At 24.0% G+C, this 16,499-nt stretch carries 16 protein-coding genes, 1 tRNA gene and 2 pseudogenes; 10 read left to right on the forward strand and 9 right to left on the reverse strand.

Annotated elements, in window-relative coordinates; genetic code table 11:
- Window positions 1-90: pseudogene (locus HL033_RS00005) on the reverse strand (hypothetical protein); the annotation flags it as partial.
- Window positions 87-1,346 carry a phosphopyruvate hydratase gene (eno, locus tag HL033_RS00010; protein WP_218194082.1) on the reverse strand — a complete coding sequence of 420 codons (1,260 nt, stop codon included), beginning with the start codon at window positions 1,344-1,346 and terminating at the stop codon, window positions 87-89. The pseudogene HL033_RS00005 and the gene eno, both read right to left, overlap by 4 nt.
- 699 nt (window positions 1,347-2,045) lie before the next feature.
- Between eno and rplU the strand changes: the two genes are divergently transcribed.
- The 6 genes from rplU (at window position 2,046) to HL033_RS00040 (ending at window position 6,291) form a co-directional block, all read left to right on the forward strand.
- Complete coding sequence (rplU, locus tag HL033_RS00015) at window positions 2,046-2,357, forward strand: 50S ribosomal protein L21 (protein WP_218194083.1); 312 nt, start codon at window positions 2,046-2,048, stop codon at window positions 2,355-2,357.
- A gap of 3 nt (window positions 2,358-2,360) precedes the next feature.
- The gene (gene rpmA, locus HL033_RS00020) at window positions 2,361-2,627 is read left to right on the forward strand and encodes a 50S ribosomal protein L27 (protein WP_218194084.1); all 267 of its coding nucleotides are present in this window, start codon (window positions 2,361-2,363) and stop codon (window positions 2,625-2,627) included.
- Window positions 2,628-2,633: 6 nt separating this feature from the next.
- Window positions 2,634-2,710: transfer RNA gene (locus HL033_RS00025), tRNA-Ile, on the forward strand.
- A gap of 665 nt (window positions 2,711-3,375) precedes the next feature.
- Window positions 3,376-4,401: a hypothetical protein gene (locus tag HL033_RS00030; RefSeq protein WP_218194085.1), complete on the forward strand. Its 1,026-nt coding sequence runs from the start codon at window positions 3,376-3,378 to the stop codon at window positions 4,399-4,401.
- 1,182 nt (window positions 4,402-5,583) lie between these two features.
- Entirely contained in the window at window positions 5,584-5,919 is a 336-nt protein-coding gene (locus HL033_RS00035; protein ID WP_218194086.1) for a hypothetical protein, read from the forward strand.
- A gap of 180 nt (window positions 5,920-6,099) precedes the next feature.
- Complete coding sequence (locus tag HL033_RS00040) at window positions 6,100-6,291, forward strand: hypothetical protein (RefSeq protein WP_218194087.1); 192 nt, start codon at window positions 6,100-6,102, stop codon at window positions 6,289-6,291.
- A gap of 403 nt (window positions 6,292-6,694) precedes the next feature.
- On the opposite strand, the pseudogene HL033_RS00045 reads toward HL033_RS00040, so the two are convergent.
- From HL033_RS00045 to HL033_RS00065, 5 genes and pseudogenes are all read right to left on the reverse strand, one after another.
- Window positions 6,695-6,979: pseudogene (locus tag HL033_RS00045) on the reverse strand (GTPase ObgE); the annotation flags it as partial.
- 114 nt (window positions 6,980-7,093) lie between these two features.
- Window positions 7,094-7,399: a cell division protein FtsL gene (ftsL, locus tag HL033_RS00050; RefSeq protein WP_218194088.1), complete on the reverse strand. Its 306-nt coding sequence runs from the start codon at window positions 7,397-7,399 to the stop codon at window positions 7,094-7,096.
- A gap of 10 nt (window positions 7,400-7,409) precedes the next feature.
- Window positions 7,410-8,288: a 16S rRNA (cytosine(1402)-N(4))-methyltransferase RsmH gene (gene rsmH, locus HL033_RS00055; RefSeq protein ID WP_218194089.1), complete on the reverse strand. Its 879-nt coding sequence runs from the start codon at window positions 8,286-8,288 to the stop codon at window positions 7,410-7,412.
- Window positions 8,289-8,293: 5 nt separating this feature from the next.
- The gene (locus tag HL033_RS00060; protein ID WP_218194090.1) at window positions 8,294-8,749 is read right to left on the reverse strand and encodes a division/cell wall cluster transcriptional repressor MraZ; all 456 of its coding nucleotides are present in this window, start codon (window positions 8,747-8,749) and stop codon (window positions 8,294-8,296) included.
- Between the two features lie 632 nt (window positions 8,750-9,381).
- Entirely contained in the window at window positions 9,382-9,534 is a 153-nt protein-coding gene (locus HL033_RS00065; RefSeq protein WP_218194091.1) for a hypothetical protein, read from the reverse strand.
- Window positions 9,535-9,627: 93 nt separating this feature from the next.
- Here HL033_RS00065 and HL033_RS04555 point away from each other — a divergent pair, with 93 nt between their 5' ends.
- A complete protein-coding gene (locus HL033_RS04555) occupies window positions 9,628-9,750 on the forward strand; it encodes a class I tRNA ligase family protein (protein WP_410522114.1) in 123 nt (40 codons plus the stop codon).
- An 86-nt stretch (window positions 9,751-9,836) separates the two neighbouring features.
- Here the strand turns inward: HL033_RS04555 and HL033_RS00075 are convergent, their stop codons facing one another.
- Window positions 9,837-10,304 carry a peroxiredoxin gene (locus tag HL033_RS00075; protein ID WP_218194092.1) on the reverse strand — a complete coding sequence of 156 codons (468 nt, stop codon included), beginning with the start codon at window positions 10,302-10,304 and terminating at the stop codon, window positions 9,837-9,839.
- A gap of 123 nt (window positions 10,305-10,427) precedes the next feature.
- On the opposite strand from HL033_RS00075, the gene ileS reads away from it, so the two are divergent.
- Both ileS and HL033_RS00085 read left to right on the forward strand, forming a co-directional pair.
- Window positions 10,428-13,736 carry an isoleucine--tRNA ligase gene (ileS, locus tag HL033_RS00080; RefSeq protein ID WP_218194093.1) on the forward strand — a complete coding sequence of 1,103 codons (3,309 nt, stop codon included), beginning with the start codon at window positions 10,428-10,430 and terminating at the stop codon, window positions 13,734-13,736.
- Window positions 13,736-13,891, forward strand: coding sequence for a hypothetical protein (locus tag HL033_RS00085; protein ID WP_218194094.1), 156 nt, complete (start codon window positions 13,736-13,738; stop codon window positions 13,889-13,891). Before ileS ends, HL033_RS00085 begins: the two co-directional genes overlap by 1 nt.
- Window positions 13,892-14,826: 935 nt before the next feature.
- Here HL033_RS00085 and HL033_RS00090 read toward each other — a convergent pair.
- Entirely contained in the window at window positions 14,827-16,008 is a 1,182-nt protein-coding gene (locus HL033_RS00090) for a deoxyguanosinetriphosphate triphosphohydrolase (RefSeq protein WP_218194095.1), read from the reverse strand.
- A 52-nt stretch (window positions 16,009-16,060) separates the two neighbouring features.
- Here HL033_RS00090 and HL033_RS00095 point away from each other — a divergent pair, with 52 nt between their 5' ends.
- Window positions 16,061-16,498, forward strand: a complete 438-nt coding sequence (locus HL033_RS00095; protein WP_218194096.1) for a HesB/IscA family protein — start codon at window positions 16,061-16,063, stop codon at window positions 16,496-16,498.
- Window position 16,499: the final 1 nt, after the last annotated feature.

A 16,499-nucleotide genomic window follows, 5' to 3' on the forward strand; every position in this document is an offset into this window, starting at 1 on the left:
TTCAATAAATTTCTCGCGGCGAAAACTGCTACATCCATTACCACCACTTCCAGCTTTCAAATATATCTTAGCTTCATCAATGAAATTCATATTTTATAATTATATATTGAAGAAATACCTAAATGTTCCTCTATACGCAATAGCTCATTATATTTTGCTAGGCGTTCAGATCTAGATAAAGATCCGGTTTTAATTTGACCACAGTTTGTCGCTACTGCTATATGCGCAATAGTAACATCTTCTGTTTCTCCTGATCTATGAGATATGATTACATTGTAATTATATTTTTGTGCAAGCATAATAGCATTTAATGTTTCGGTTAATGTACCAATTTGATTTGGTTTAATTAATACGGCATTTGCTATATTTTTTTGAATTCCATTTTTAATTAGATTACAATTAGTAACAAATAAATCATCTCCTACTAATTGGACCTTATTTCCTAATTCTTTAGTGAGAATTTGCCATCCTTCAATATCGCTTTCTGCCATTGCATCTTCTATTGATGTAATAGGATACTGAGTAATAATATCTTTATAATAATTAATTAACTCTTTACTTGTCGATATATGATTTGCAAAATTGTATATGTTATTATTGTAAAACGTTGATGCTGCAATATCTAATCCTAATGTAAAATTTTGATAAAGTTTATATCCAGATTTTTCTATTGCTTCAATCATAATATCAAATACTTCTGTATTTGTTTTAATATTGGGTGCAAATCCTCCTTCATCACCTATATTTGTATTGTATTTTTTTTTACGTAGTATTTTTTTTAAATTATAAAATACCTCAGCAGACATTCTTATGGCTTCTTTAAATGTGGTAGCTCCCGAAGGTATAATTATAAATTCTTGAAAATCTAAGTTATTATCTGCGTGTAATCCCCCATTTATTACATTAATTAAGGGTATAGGCATTATTTTAGCTGTTGTTCCACCTAAGTATTGATATAAGGGAATATTCAAACTATTTGCTGCAGCTTTGGCAATTGCTATAGATACACCAATAGTGGAATTTGCACCTAATCTAGATTTATTTCTAGTATCATCTATTTTAATTAGAAGATTATCAATTTCTTCTTGATGAAAAGCATTCATTTGTATTATATTACTTGCAATTTCGGAATTGATAATTTGTATTGCTTTTGTTACTCCATATCCACAGTAATAATGAGGGTCGCCATCTCTTAATTCAATTGCTTCAAATTTTCCTACTGAAGCTCCAGAAGGAACTGAAAATCTTCCTATTGCTCCATCTGATAATGTTACTTCTACTTCTACTGTAGGATGCCCTCTGCTATCAAGAATTTCCCGTGCAAATACCTTTGTAATAGCTACCATAAATTTATTTTGTGTTTATTTTAATAATAGTAACTATAAAAAATTTTTATAAAAAGTAAACAATAGTTTATACAGGTTATGAATACTTGGTGATGGATTAATGTTATAAATAAGTAAAATATATTATATAATTAGCATTATAACTGATTGTTCAAAACATAATGCAAATACTTCTAAAATGATAGGTATATTTCATAATATTTTAAATATATATTTATTTTTTTAATAAAAATATTTTAATTATTAATATTAATAAGGAATTAATTATGATTAACTTATATTTGAAAGATAATATAAAAATATTTATGTAATCATTTAGAATTTTTCAATTTATAGAAAGTAAATATTTCTAATGATTACTACAGAAATGATTATATTATTTAGAAAATATAAAAAAATAACATTAAATAAGGATAAATGTCCTATTATTTCTGGAAGTATTAATATTTATTATATATTTTATATAAAGTAGAATGTTACAACTAAGACAATAAATTATTCTATAATATACGTTTTATTATTGCTTATTTTACTATTAATAATTATAATCTACCACGTTACTGTTAATTATTTTTAATAAAGTAAAAAACTAAGATAGTGTAATTTTATTAGTAGCGATTATTTAATATTAATTTTAATAATGCTATTGACATATTATTGCATATTGATCAATATTCTTTATAAACTTGAGAGATTTATATGTTTGCTATTATTGAAACTGGTGGAAAGCAATATAAAGTAAAAGAGCAGGATGTTATTAAAGTTGAAAAAATCAAGCATGATGTAGGTGAAACTATAACATTAAATAATGTTGTTGCTTTTAGTAGTAGATTAAATCATCTTTCTTGCATGGGGAAAATTTCTGTAATTGCTGAAGTGATAGAACAGTGTCGTGATAAAAAAATTATAGTTTTTAAGAAAAAACGTCGTAAGAACTATAGAAGGAAAAATGGTCATAGACAATATATGACAGTTTTACGTATTACCAAGATAAATGATAATATGGAGTAATGTATGGCTACAAAAAAATCTGGTGGTAGTTCCTGTAATGGAAGAGATTCTAAGGGCAGGAGGTTAGGGGTTAAAAAATTTGGCAGTGAGAAAGTTATACCTGGGAATATAATAGTACGTCAAAGGGGTACAAAATATCATCCTGGTAAAAATGTTGGTATAGGAAAGGATCATACTATTTTTGCTAAAATTTCAGGTTTTGTTTATTTTAGAAAAGGTGCTTTAAAAAGAACTTTTATTGATGTTCTTGAAGAAAAAAATATTGGATAGCTTTAAGGGTTTGTAGCTCAGGTGGTTAGAGCGCACGCCTGATAAGCGTGAGGTCGGAAGTTCAACTCTTCCCAGACCCACCATTTAAAGAGTTTACTGAGGTAAATTATATTTAATTTTATCCTGAAGGAATTATAAGGGCTTTTTTATTTATTTTACCCGATAAAGTGTTATATTTTATTGTATGAATATGTTTTATATTACGGTCTTTTATAATTTATATTAATTCTATAATACAAGTTTATGTCATATTTTAAAATGTTATTTAAGTAAATAATTTGGTATAAATCTTTCAGTATAGGTAATATAATAATTATTATGCTTTATTTTAACCAACTTGTTATATTTTTTCTACACAAAAAAGAATGTGCTTATATAGCTGAATTTTATATAAAGTAAATTAATTGTTAGGCTTTTATGTTTATTTAAAATGTAAAAGAAATTTTGTTTTTTTATACTAAAAGTATAAAAAGGCAAATTTTAATAATATTAAAGAATTATTTTTTGATGAATTATTTCATTTTAGAACTAAATAATTTTTATTATATGATTAATATAATTATTGTCATTCATCGAATGTAGTAATATCAATAAAAATCGAACTCTATTTTTTGTAGTATCATCTATTTTTCTTTTAATTATGAAAGGATTTATACTATTAAGTATAATTTCTATTATTAATAATTACTAAATTCTTGACATAAATAAGGTTTTTTATTAATTAGTGTAATTATAACATATGTAAATGATGACTACTCAAAAATTAGAGTTATGTAAGGTTTTATTAAAGAATCTTATACATGATATATATGGTTTTTTTTTTGATAGTATAAAAAAAATTATTATTGCTGATTCCACTAAAGAAGAATTATTGGGAAATGTTTTTATACAGGATATTGTGCTTGATATTAACAATGACCAATGCAGTAGGTTACTTGATCACATAATAAGTGACTTAACCTTTTTTAAAGATTTAGCTAAGGAAGTAGATAATAAAGTTATATTTATAAATTTTCAAGATGTTGCTTTAGAACAAAGACCATTAATAATAGGACATATATTTTCAGTAATTATTAACATAACAAGTAACTATATAACCTTTGATAAGGTACAAATATTATTTTCATATGATAGTAGGTTTTTTAAAAATAAAATTTGTCAAAAAGGTATTTGCCTTTTTCTATATGATATTTTGACAAAATTCAAAAATCATATTAGAGAATTACAAGCTGATTTAAGCTATGTAAGTGATATTTTTGATAAATTAAAGCAATATACTAATTATAAAAAATCATTATCAAATTGTTGCAATCAGGATTTTAGAATTTTAGTATATGTAATATTAGCTGTACTTAGTGGATATTGTGAAATTAAGGTAATAAAAAATCAGTTATCATGTAACATACCAGATAATGAGCAGATACAAAAGAAAGCTATGTTTTTTTTGCGGTACATACTATCTACTTGTGATATTTATCAGGACTTGATTAATAAAATATATATGTATCATCATAAGCAAATATTTCATCATGTTTTATATGAGGGTATTACTAAAGTATTAGCTACTAATAAACATCAACAAGAAATTGCTGATAAGAAAAAAGTTAATATGCATAAATTTATTGTTTTAAATAGTGCAATTTTAATATTGTTTAATATTCAAGAAAGCTTATGTGTTAGTTTTTATTCTAAAAATAGTGATATAAAAGCTGAACATAAATTGAATAATACACATATAGAACCAGTGACTATTAAGAAGAAGTTTAAATTATAATTTATTATTACTGTAAAAAATAAGGCTCATAATATTTATTATAATAAGAAATTATGATAGGTAAATCTATATACAAGTATTAACAAGTATATACATATATTTTTCACATTTGTATTCGTATTATCATATGAATTAGCACTTGATTTATTTACTGATCTTAAAAATTTGCAGAATAGAAATTCTATATTGTAAGATTTATTATGTTCTAATTATAAAAATAGCATTCCTATAATTTTACTATTTATAATAATGATTCCTACAAGTATTTATATATAATTGTTGAATAACATATAATATAGGAGTGTTGATAAAGCAAAATGATAAAAAAGTATATCTTTTTACATAAAAAATATGTCGTAATTTTTTATAAGCGCTTTTTTAGTTATTATATCTTTTAATTAGCTTTAACATTAGTTAATAAAATATCTTATTGAATAATATACTTAATTACATAGTATATAAAATACAATTTATTTATATTGTTAGGGTAGAAGGTTCTTGCAAAAAAAAACTATAATTGTTTTTTAACTATTATTATGTTACACTAATAAATTAAACTTAACATATTAATATTAGTGTAAAATCATATAAGATTTTATCTTAATAAGATATATGTAGTATATTATATGTATACAACAAAAAATTATTATTTTAAATATATTATGTTATACTTTATGATAAGTTTTTTTAAAGCAGGATAGCATAAAGAGAAGTGGTTACTATGTTATCAAGAGTATCTTTTTAAATATAAGGAGAGAAATTCAATATTAAAGTGCGATTTTATAATTTCAATATTGTTTTTTCTATCTTTATTCATGTTATGAAATAGCATTTTTAATAATTTTATTATATGCAATTATCAATATTAAAAGTATTTTATTATCCACAATTATGATATATAAATGTATTCAATTATAAATTAAGTATATTTCTTTATAAGACAACGCCTTATATTGTAAAAAATTATTTAGTATCTTATAAGTCTTTTATAGATAAAAGGTAATTCATAGTAAATTTAACTCATTATTTTAGAAATAGTATTTTTTATAAACTCTGCTTTTTATATAAAATGAATTTACTAGTATTTTTATTAATAATAATATATTGACGAACTATCATGAATTTCTATGCTTGTAAAGTAGTGATTTTAACGTAATTTCTTAGTTATATCATAAAATTTATATGTTTTGGCAACTTCCTGCAAATTTTAATATTGAAGTATTACAAGACAAGCTTGATGCATTTTTACAAAAAAATAAGTTAATAAATAAAAATATGTCAGCACATGCACTTCAATCACAATTAGGTATTAATAATTATTTTGAATATTTCGGTATATGCAAAAGTAAAAGTAATCTTGTAATAACATCAGATTGCAGCTGGTATAGCGAACACCAAAATATGCTGTATGAACACAAAAGTGCTAAAAATAAAACATACAGCCATAATAATCCAGTAATACAAAATCCACAACCTCAAAATGTCATTTCGTATTATGAAATAACAATTAAAAGATAAATCTATAAATAAAATTATGATAAAATGTTGTACTTGATATATTTGTATAAGAATTAACTAATATTATATTTTAATGAATTATTTAAAATTAAAGATCAACAAAATTAATAACACACTGTATTTTTTCAATTTTATAAAATTATCTTTTTAATATATATGTTAAACTATATTAAATTAAAAATGAGTTCTGGTACGCAAAATATTATAGTGACTTCAATCACTCAACCATTATATAAGAAAAAAATTATTTCAATAGCAAAGGATGCTGCTAAAGCTGCAAATCTTTATAATAAAGTAAAAGAACTAAATGATAAAGATACTCAATCCCCTGTTCTTGGAATAAAAGATGCAATTAGAATTTCTCAAATGTGATTATATGCTAATTTAGATAGTATTAAAACTTTATTATTAAAGTACATTTTTGAGTTTCTTTTACTATTATTTACTATATTTGCATTGTTAGATAGTATGTAACTAACTGAATTAGATATAAAATTAAAAAAATTATAAAAGGTAGTATTGATTGTATTTATATTATTTTTTAAACTAAAAGTAATTAAGTAATAAAGGCTATTATAAGTTGTAATATTACTGTCAATTATATTGTACTAGGTTTTATTGATACACTTGTGATAAAAGTATTATCGGAAAAGTAAAATTATATCTTGAAGAATAAAGTATTGAATGTAACTATATAAATATAATCTTTATCTAATAATATATTAAGTAATATATATCAACTGCTATAAAGATAATAAGCTGTATATTTTTTATTAATTTGTGTACCTAAAGGTACTTTTATTATTGTATTTTTACCTGACAATCCATATTTATTATTACTAGATCCATTTTTGCCATTAGCTGATTTTATATGATGTTTATATTTTAAATGTAATAGCGTATTTAAATGAATATCAGTAACTAAAATAATGTCACCTCCATCACCACCATTGCCTCCATTAGGACCACCAAATTCAATAAATTTCTCGCGGCGAAAACTGCTACATCCATTACCACCACTTCCAGCTTTATATATAATAGATAAGAGCCATATATTTATTTAAAATATATTACTAATATAAAATTAGCAGTACTTAACTTTAAACTATTAATCATATTTACTGATTAAAAAATTATTATATAATCATATATAATTCATTATATTTTAATAAAATTATTTATCCTTTAATTTTGCACTTGCAACTAAACTTTCATTAAAAAAATTACCTTTAACTTGCTTTGCTAACACAATATAGTTATTACGCTTTAAGTATTTTGCTGCAAGTTTTATTAATCTATCAGGACGATTAAGATAATGCCATTCTGCTTGTAATTCATTAATTTCAGCATTAATTTTTATAATATCTTTTTTAACTTGTAGTAAAGATCTTTGCATATCTTGAACGTAAAACTTAATCTTAAATAAACTTACAATACTTAAACACAATATAAATATAAATAATGTTAACTTATATTTCATAGTTATAACCTTATAGTTTTAATATTGAACGTAATTTTGCAGATCTTGATCTTGGATTATTATTGATTTCTTCTAATGTTGGCTGAATGATCTTTTTATTTAATAATTTAAATTTTTTCGTATCATTACACAAATATTTAAAGATTCTTTTTGTAATTCTATCTTCTAATGAATGGAAAGATATTACAATAATTTTACCATTAGTATTTAATACCTCAGATGCACATTTTAATCCTTTTTCTAATTCTTCTAATTCATTATTAACTAATATCCTTATTGCTTGAAAGGTTCTAGTGGCTGGATCAATACTATTAACTTTACTACGAGGAACAACAGAACTTATAATTGATGCAAGTTCTTTCGTATTCTTTATTAATTTTCCTTTTCTAGCATTAACAATAGCTTTAGCAACTTTTCTTGCATATCTTTCTCCTCCATATTGATAAATAATATTTGCCATATCTTCTTCACGCATTGTGTTAACAAATGTTGCAGCATTTATAGGTGAAGAAACATCCATTCTCATATCAAGGGGACCATCTCTCATAAAAGAAAATCCCCTACTACCATCATCAAGTTGTACTGAAGATAATCCTAAATCAAATATAACTCCGTCAACTTTATTAATATTAAGATCACAAATAATATTTTTAATATTACTAAACTTATCTCTATAAAAAGCAATCCTGCTAGGAAAATCTTGAGCTAATTGGTAATAAAAAATTTTTGCATTAGCATCTTGATCAATAGCATATACTTTACAATTAGCAGATTTTTGTAATATTTCTCTACTATATCCACCAGTTCCAAAAGTAGCATCTATGTATATATTATCATCTTGAGGAGATAAAATATCAATTACTTCTTTTAATAAAACAGGAATATGCATATTAACTACTTATTAAAAAATATTTTATCTTTTTCGGATTCAACAATTTGTGTCATTTTTTCTTTATATTTTTCAAATTTATCAGGATTCCAAATTTCAAAAATTCTTCCTTTCCCTACAAAAATAGCTTGATCTTTAATACCAACTTCAGAAAGTAATTTTTTAGGTATTACAACCCTTCCATCTTGATCGAATGATACATTAATACTATTACCTAATAAAAATGTAAAAAATGCATCTTTTATCTCAGGTAGTACTTGCATTTGCTCAATATTAATATTCAACATTTCCATACGTTTTATACTTGAACCTTCAAGACAATCATTTAAATAGGATTTATTTATAATTAATCCTGATAATATAGAATTTTCATTTTCTAACACCAATCTAAATGATGCAGGTATTGATACTCTACCTTTAACATCAACCTTATTATAGTATGTAGATAAAAATAACTTCATAGTAAAACATTATCATCTAATATGGTAAAATATGGGTTAATATGGAAATTTATGGAATAATAATCAAATTTATATAAAATAGTCAATTTTTTTTATCTTGATCTGTGACCATAAATTAAATTTATTATTTTGATAAGACATTTTACGTCAAACATTAGCACTATTTCATTGAATTATCTTGCCTTATTATAAAGATTTGCAGCTTTAGTATTGTTTTTTATTATTGAAGTAATTTTTTCTGATGTAATAATTTCATTATTAAGGTTATTACTAAATTTTATGTTTAAAAGATTACTATCTTTAATGAATTTATTAGTTAATATACTACCTATTAATACAATTATAGATAGTGTATAATAGTAAAAGAAAGTCAAAAATATACTCAAGTAAGTATTAAGAAATATCTTTAAATGTATTATTAACTATGTATTTTTGATTTATTGATTACATTTAGTTGTAACAAATTCTTTTAATTTTTGTACATTTTTATCATTAGATTCTATAGTGTTTATATAATGTTGTAGTCAATTCAAGTTTGCTTGTTGTTATATGACACTGTGTTAATACAGTGAAAACACATTTATATTCCTTACTGCATTGCTTATTATTAGCAATATTATTTTGCTAGATAATTAAGGATTTACCGTTAAATAAACACAATCAACATATTCATGATTTTGCAAATAACCCATTAATGGCAATACATCTATCTCACCATCAATAGGAATATATGCTACAATAATTGAATTATTATCCATCAATACATGATTAATGTAATTAGTCATAAATAAATATGATAATACAAATGGATTACTAATGTTTTTGCGGTAATAATCTATACCTATTTCTCAAATTTTGATTATCAATATTACACATTTATACTACATTATATTAATGCATATAATACACTATATACGGTATTATTTTATATATTAAGATCTGCAGCACCATTTTTACCTATCATAACAGAATCAATTTGGCAAAAACGGTATTACATATAAACTAAGATATTTCATATTAAATTATATAATAGATCATATAATCAAATATAAATAACCAATTCAATATTTTAAATATCATGTAAAATTTATAACTGCTTTATTTCTTCAATAACACAAGAGACATGATTTGTAACTTTAACATTACGCCATATTTTCCTTATTATCCCTTCTTTATCAATCAAAAATGTTGATCTATCTATTCCCATATATGTTTTATTAAACATGCTTTTTTCTACTAAAACATCATATGCTTGTATTAATTTAGATTCTGTATCTGCAATTAAATGAAAAGGTAGATTATATTTTTTTTTAAAATTTTCATGTGATTTTACATTATCTTTAGACACACCAATAACTACGGCATCTAGTGAAGAAATTTCCTTATAAGCATCTCTAAAATTTGCTGCTTCCATTGTACATCCAGGAGTATCATCTTTAGGATAAAAATATAAAATTATATTTTTATTATTTTTGTAAAATTCAGAAGTAACAAATCTTCCATCATCTAACAATATCGTAAATATGGGAGCAATATCTCCTATTTGTATACTCATATATTAACCTGGTAATTAACCTTTTGATCATAACATAAATATATTTACCATTACAATCATTTTTATTTTTACAATTTTTCGCTAAAGTATATAATCAAAATCAAAATATTAATTTTATAATTTATGAAAAAGTACTATCCTGATGCAAATAATAACCCACATTTTCCTTCTATAGAAAAAGAAGTCCTACAATACTGGGATGATAATGCTATTTTTCAACAATCAATAGATAATAATCCACAAGATAAGCATTTTATATTTTATGATGGTCCACCATTTGCAAATGGTTTACCTCATTATGGACACTTACTTACAGGATTCATTAAAGATACCATAGCAAGGTATAAAACAATGATGGGCTTTAGAGTAGAAAGAAGATTTGGATGGGACTGTCATGGATTACCTGCAGAAATGTTAGCAGAAAAAGAATTAAAAATTTCAGGTAAGTCCATGATTGAACAATTTGGAATCGAAAATTTTAATCAATATTGCCGTGATTCAGTTATGAAGTTTTCTAAAGACTGGAAAAAATACGTAAATAGACAGGCACGATGGGTTAACTTTGACAATGATTATAAAACCATGGATAATTCATTTATGGAATCCGTTATGTGGGCTTTTCATGAATTATGGAATAAAGGATTAATTTATGAATCTATAAGGGTAGTACCATATAGTTGGGCATGTCAAACTCCTTTATCAAATTTTGAAACTAAAATAGATAATTCGTATAGGGAAAAAATAAGTAAATCCATTACTGTAATATTCGAATTATTACAGAAACCAAAATTCGTTCAAGATCATATAAAATCATGTAAAATTCTAGTATGGACAACTACTCCCTGGACTTTACCTGTTAATTTTGCACTAGCTATTAATCAGAATATCAAATATATAGCTGTAATAATTGATTTAGAAGTTTATATCTTTGCTCAAAATTATCTTAATACCTTTAAAAATCATTGCACAAAAAATAATATACAATATCAAATATATAATGATAATATTGATTGTAATGATTTAATATCTTTGAACTATAAACCTTTATTACCTTACTTTAAAAATATTCAAAATGCTTTTTATATTATAGATGCGGACTTCGTTAACGAAAAAGAAGGAACAGGTATAGTACATATTTCACCAGGATTTGGAGAAGAAGATTTTACATTATGTAAAAAATATAACATACCTGATGTTGGTGAAAAAGTATCAGAATTATTATCTATTATTTGTCCAATTCAAGATGATGGAAAATTTACAACAATAATGAATGATTTAGCAAATTATCATATCTTTGATACAAATGATATCATTATTAGAAAATTAAAAGAGCAAAATTCTTGGTTTAATACTGAACAATATTTACATAATTATCCACATTGCTGGCGTACTGATACTCCTTTAATATATCGTGCTATGTCATCTTGGTATATAGAAGTAACTAAGCTTAAAGAAAAAATGATTCAATTAAATAAAAATGTTAATTGGATTCCTAGTCATATTAAAGATGGACAATTTGGTAAATGGCTTGAAGGAATCAAGGATTGGTCAATATCGCGTAATAGATTTTGGGGAACTCCTATACCGGTATGGAAATCTGATAACCCTGAATATCCTAGAATAGATGTTTATGGATCTATTAAAAAAATATTTCCTAATGTTAAAGCATTAGAAGAAGACTTTGATATAAATATCGAAGATTTACATCGCCCATATATTGATACTCTTACACGTCCTAATCCAGATGATCCAACAAAAAAATCAATGATGAGACGTATACCTGATGTATTTGATTGTTGGTTTGAATCAGGATCAATGCCATATGCTCAAGTTCATTATCCATTTGAAAATAAAGCTTTATTTGACAATAACTTCCCTGCAGACTTCATTACCGAATATATAGCTCAAACTAGAGGGTGGTTTTATACTTTATTTGTACTATCTACAGCTATATTTAATACTCAGCCGTTTAATAATTGTATATGCCATGGTGTAGTATTAGATATCAAAGGTCAAAAGCTTTCAAAAAGGCTTAACAATTATACTGACCCTATGGAAATCTTTGAAAAATATGGTGCAGATGCAATGAGATTTTTAATGCTATCTCACCCTATATCAGTAGGTGGAGAATTATTATTAGATATAGAAGGAGAAATGATACGCGATGTATTAAAAAACATCATTAAACCTATATGGAATAGTTATACTTTTTTTACAATATATGCTAATACTGATAACGTAAAAGCAGTCATTATAGAGCATATTGATCAAATAAGTAATATTATGGATCTTTATATAATAAATGAATGTATTAATACAATACAGGCAATATTTAATGCAATGGAAACAAACAATAAACAATGCGGATATAATATTCAATTATCATGTGAATATATTAAAAAATTTTTTGACATATTAAATAATTGGTATATTCGCAGATGTCGTGAAAGGTTTTGGTCATCACAAAAAAATACAGATAAAATAAATGCATATAATACACTATATACGGTATTATTTTATATATTAAGATCTGCAGCACCATTTTTACCTATCATAACAGAATCAATTTGGCAAAAATTAGATTTCAATCAAGAAGCTTCAATACATTTATCGAAATTTCCTCATAAAAACCCTTTTCAATTTACAACATTACATGCAAATAATATGCAGTATATGAAGCTTTCAATGGAAGTATGTAATACTGCATTATCGCTTAGAAATACACATAATATTAGAATCAGACAGCCTCTTAATAAAATTATCATATTTCCATACAATTGCGAAGAGTTATCAGATTTACCTATGGATTATCAAAATATAATACTTAATGAAACCAATATTAAAAAACTTACAATCAATTATAATATAAAAAGCATTGCAGATTTTAACGTAAAATTAAATTTTTCCATATTAGGAGCTCGTATACCAAATAAAATAAAATATCTTATATCATTAATAAAAAGCAATAAATGGAAATTGCTAAAGAAAAAACAATTACTAATTGGGGATGAATTTGGCGATTATTACATTCTTAATGAAGAAGAATATACTTTACAATTTACTATTAATAATCCTTACGCTTCTGCTATTATGTATAATAATGTATTAGTTGGTGCTGCATTGATAGATAGTAAATTAACCAACGAATTAATTCTTGAAGGATTAGCACGGGATATAGTAAGGTCAATTCAAAAAATTAGAAAAGATAGCAATTTTTCAATTACTGATCATATTTCTGTTACTATTCAAACTGAAAATAATCAATTACATAAAGCTATTGAATATTGGGAGCACTATATAAAACAACAAACTTTATCTGATAATATATTAGTTACGCATATACAACAAAATATAGCAGAAGAGTGTTATTATTCCGTTACTAAAGATAATAATGCATGCATTTTTATTAAAAAAGTAGATCATAAATTATAATGATAAAGACAACAACTTATAGTGCTGTATTAGGAATAATTGGTGCAAGTTCCTGTATGACTATTAATCTTGGTTTTTCAAAAGTTATTCTAGAAATGGACTTTGTGTACAATTTTTTTATTACAAGTCATAGTATAATAATATGTATTACATAATATATACCTTACTTGAGATTTAATAATATTTACGAATGGTAATACATTTTTTAGTTAATAAAAAATTGATTAAATATTAAAATAATAGGTATTACTTGTTATTATATATTAGTATCTTTCCATTTTTAAAATTAAAATTTATTGTAGCAAATACATCATTTCCTTCTAATTGAATAAAGATAGCTTAAGTTGTAAAAAAAAAAGCCTATGAGATGCTTCTTTTAACAATTTATTGCTATCAATTTTTGGCTTATTATAATGATGTTCTGCTACATTAGACTCCATGTAGCAAATTCAGCAGCTTCCTTTTATTGCCTAATATTTGTGAATAATTATATATTAAAATAGCAGCAGCTTCTTTTACAATCACTTTACTAAAAATCCTCTTATTATAATCTTGCTTAAGTGCATTGTTAATTATATATTTTCAATGGCTACAGAATTATTATTGCTAGCGTTTCAATTTCTAATTTAAAAATATAAAGAAAACAATAATAGAAAGAAGAAAAAGCCTACCTATGCTACAATGAATCCAGTTAAAAATAACAAAGCATATTCTTTTTTGTTGCACTATAACTCTTCTGATTATTAAAAGAATTACTAACTTAATCAATAAAACTATTTAATAAAGATGTTTTGTTATCTAAATGCAAGTATTTATCTATTTATTATTCAAATAAATTTGTTGTTTATCTGTTATACTTTAATGAACTTTATTAAAAAATCAGATTAAAAACAAATAATATTAGAATATTTGTATTACTAACTCTTATAATATAAGATCAAAAAATTAATACCTATAAAGGTTTTTCATATATCCAATATTGCAAATATCCTGCTTATATTCAATATGTCTTATTAAGCACAATCAATAAAAAAGATGATAATTTTAAGAAGAATTAATATAAAATACATACCAAAGTGTTAACTTTATATCAAATTACAGTATTACCGTAAATTCTTTTATGTTCTTGTATTGCAAAACGATCAGTCATGCCAGATATAAAATCGCAAATAACGATAGATTTTCTTATGTTACTATTCAACTTTCCCTGCCAATCTAATGGTAAATATTTTATTTCTTTATAATACGCTTTAAATAAATTCTTTATTATATACTTTAATTTATTTGTTATTCTCCTTACTTTATCATGCTGATATAACTTTCTATGTAAAAATAATTTTATTCCCTTTATATAAGAAATATATTCTAAAGAAAAATTAACTAATAAAATATTAGCATCTTTAACATCATATTGATTAACAATATTATATTCTTTAAGATTATGCTCTACTTGTAATACTACATTATCTATTACAATGTTATAGAATTGACGCAAAGACTCATTAATAATATATTTATTAGATAAACCTTTATTGGCATCAATAGTATTTTTTATAATCTTACCTATTAAAGGTAATTCTAGTAATTCTTCTATAATTAAAATACTTTCTCTGAATCCATCATCAATATCATGAATAGTGTAAGCAATATCATCCGAAATAGATGCTACTTGAGCTTCTAAAGTAGGAAATTTTTCTAATTCTAAATCGTAAATATTATCGCACTCTATGATAAATTCATGAATTTCCTTATCTTGATTCGTATCGTTTTTTACAATTAAAGGCCCATTATGCTTTGCTATCCCTTCTATCATCTCCCATGATAAATTTAAGCCATCAAATTCTATATATTTTTTTTCTAATAATAACAATATTCTCAATGTTTGAACATTATGATCAAATTTAAAGTCATTTTCTTCTATATCATTTAATGCATATTCTCCTGTATGACCAAAAGGTGTATGTCCTAAATCATGTGCCAATGATATTGCTTCCGCAAGATCTTCATTTAACTTTAATCTTCTAGATAACGATCTTGCTATTTGAGCAACTTCTAAACTATGTGTTAATCTTGTTCTATGGTAATCACCAACATTATAATTTATAAAAACCTGAGTTTTATATTGTAATTTACGGAATGCAGTTGAGTATATAATCCTATCACGATCTCTTTGATAACAATTACGATATTTATCTTCTTGCTCTTTATAAATTCTTCCCCTAGAATATAATGGGTTAGATGCATAAGCAATTGTATCAATGTTATTTGACATATATAAAATTTATGCTACAATCCAAATATAAATTTTACTAGAGATGATAATTATGTCAAATTTAAAAAATTCTAGCCTCATCCTCACAGATAATGCTATTAATAAAATAAAATCATTAATAAATCAAAAAAATAACTCATCTATATTTAAAGTTTCAGTTGAAGGTGGTGGATGTTCAGGATTTCAGTATAAGTTTTCCATTGATAATTCTTTTTCAGATGATAATGATCTAGATGATGATGAATATTATGAAGAAGAAGATGATGATGATGATTTTGATGAACTTGAAGGAGAAAAGAATGCCAGTAAATCAGACATCATTATATCAGATAATTACGGCAATCCATTAGTATTAATAGATCGCCACTCTAGTAAATTTTTAAAAGATGCTATAATGGATTATATAGAGGATATAAATGGATCAGGATTTACAATTAATAATCCAAGTACAAAATCTAGATGTGGGTGCGGTAATAGCTTTTCTATATAAA

The organism is Neoehrlichia mikurensis (genome assembly GCF_019186785.1).
GTDB classification, from domain to species: Bacteria; Pseudomonadota; Alphaproteobacteria; order Rickettsiales; family Anaplasmataceae; genus Neoehrlichia; species Neoehrlichia mikurensis.

Bases quoted from the DNA above. Each gene is read 5' to 3' on its own strand.
- eno (WP_218194082.1), bottom strand. From the start codon at position 1,346: ATGGTAGCTATTACAAAGGTATTTGCACGGGAAATTCTTGATAGCAGA.
- rplU (WP_218194083.1), top strand. From the start codon at position 2,046: ATGTTTGCTATTATTGAAACTGGTGGAAAGCAATATAAAGTAAAAGAG.
- rpmA (WP_218194084.1), top strand. From the start codon at position 2,361: ATGGCTACAAAAAAATCTGGTGGTAGTTCCTGTAATGGAAGAGATTCT.
- HL033_RS00030 (WP_218194085.1), top strand. From the start codon at position 3,376: ATGACTACTCAAAAATTAGAGTTATGTAAGGTTTTATTAAAGAATCTT.
- HL033_RS00035 (WP_218194086.1), top strand. From the start codon at position 5,584: ATGTTTTGGCAACTTCCTGCAAATTTTAATATTGAAGTATTACAAGAC.
- HL033_RS00040 (WP_218194087.1), top strand. From the start codon at position 6,100: ATGAGTTCTGGTACGCAAAATATTATAGTGACTTCAATCACTCAACCA.
- ftsL (WP_218194088.1), bottom strand. From the start codon at position 7,399: ATGAAATATAAGTTAACATTATTTATATTTATATTGTGTTTAAGTATT.
- rsmH (WP_218194089.1), bottom strand. From the start codon at position 8,288: ATGCATATTCCTGTTTTATTAAAAGAAGTAATTGATATTTTATCTCCT.
- HL033_RS00060 (WP_218194090.1), bottom strand. From the start codon at position 8,749: ATGAAGTTATTTTTATCTACATACTATAATAAGGTTGATGTTAAAGGT.
- HL033_RS00065 (WP_218194091.1), bottom strand. From the start codon at position 9,534: ATGACTAATTACATTAATCATGTATTGATGGATAATAATTCAATTATT.
- HL033_RS00075 (WP_218194092.1), bottom strand. From the start codon at position 10,304: ATGAGTATACAAATAGGAGATATTGCTCCCATATTTACGATATTGTTA.
- ileS (WP_218194093.1), top strand. From the start codon at position 10,428: ATGAAAAAGTACTATCCTGATGCAAATAATAACCCACATTTTCCTTCT.
- HL033_RS00085 (WP_218194094.1), top strand. From the start codon at position 13,736: ATGATAAAGACAACAACTTATAGTGCTGTATTAGGAATAATTGGTGCA.
- HL033_RS00090 (WP_218194095.1), bottom strand. From the start codon at position 16,008: ATGTCAAATAACATTGATACAATTGCTTATGCATCTAACCCATTATAT.
- HL033_RS00095 (WP_218194096.1), top strand. From the start codon at position 16,061: ATGTCAAATTTAAAAAATTCTAGCCTCATCCTCACAGATAATGCTATT.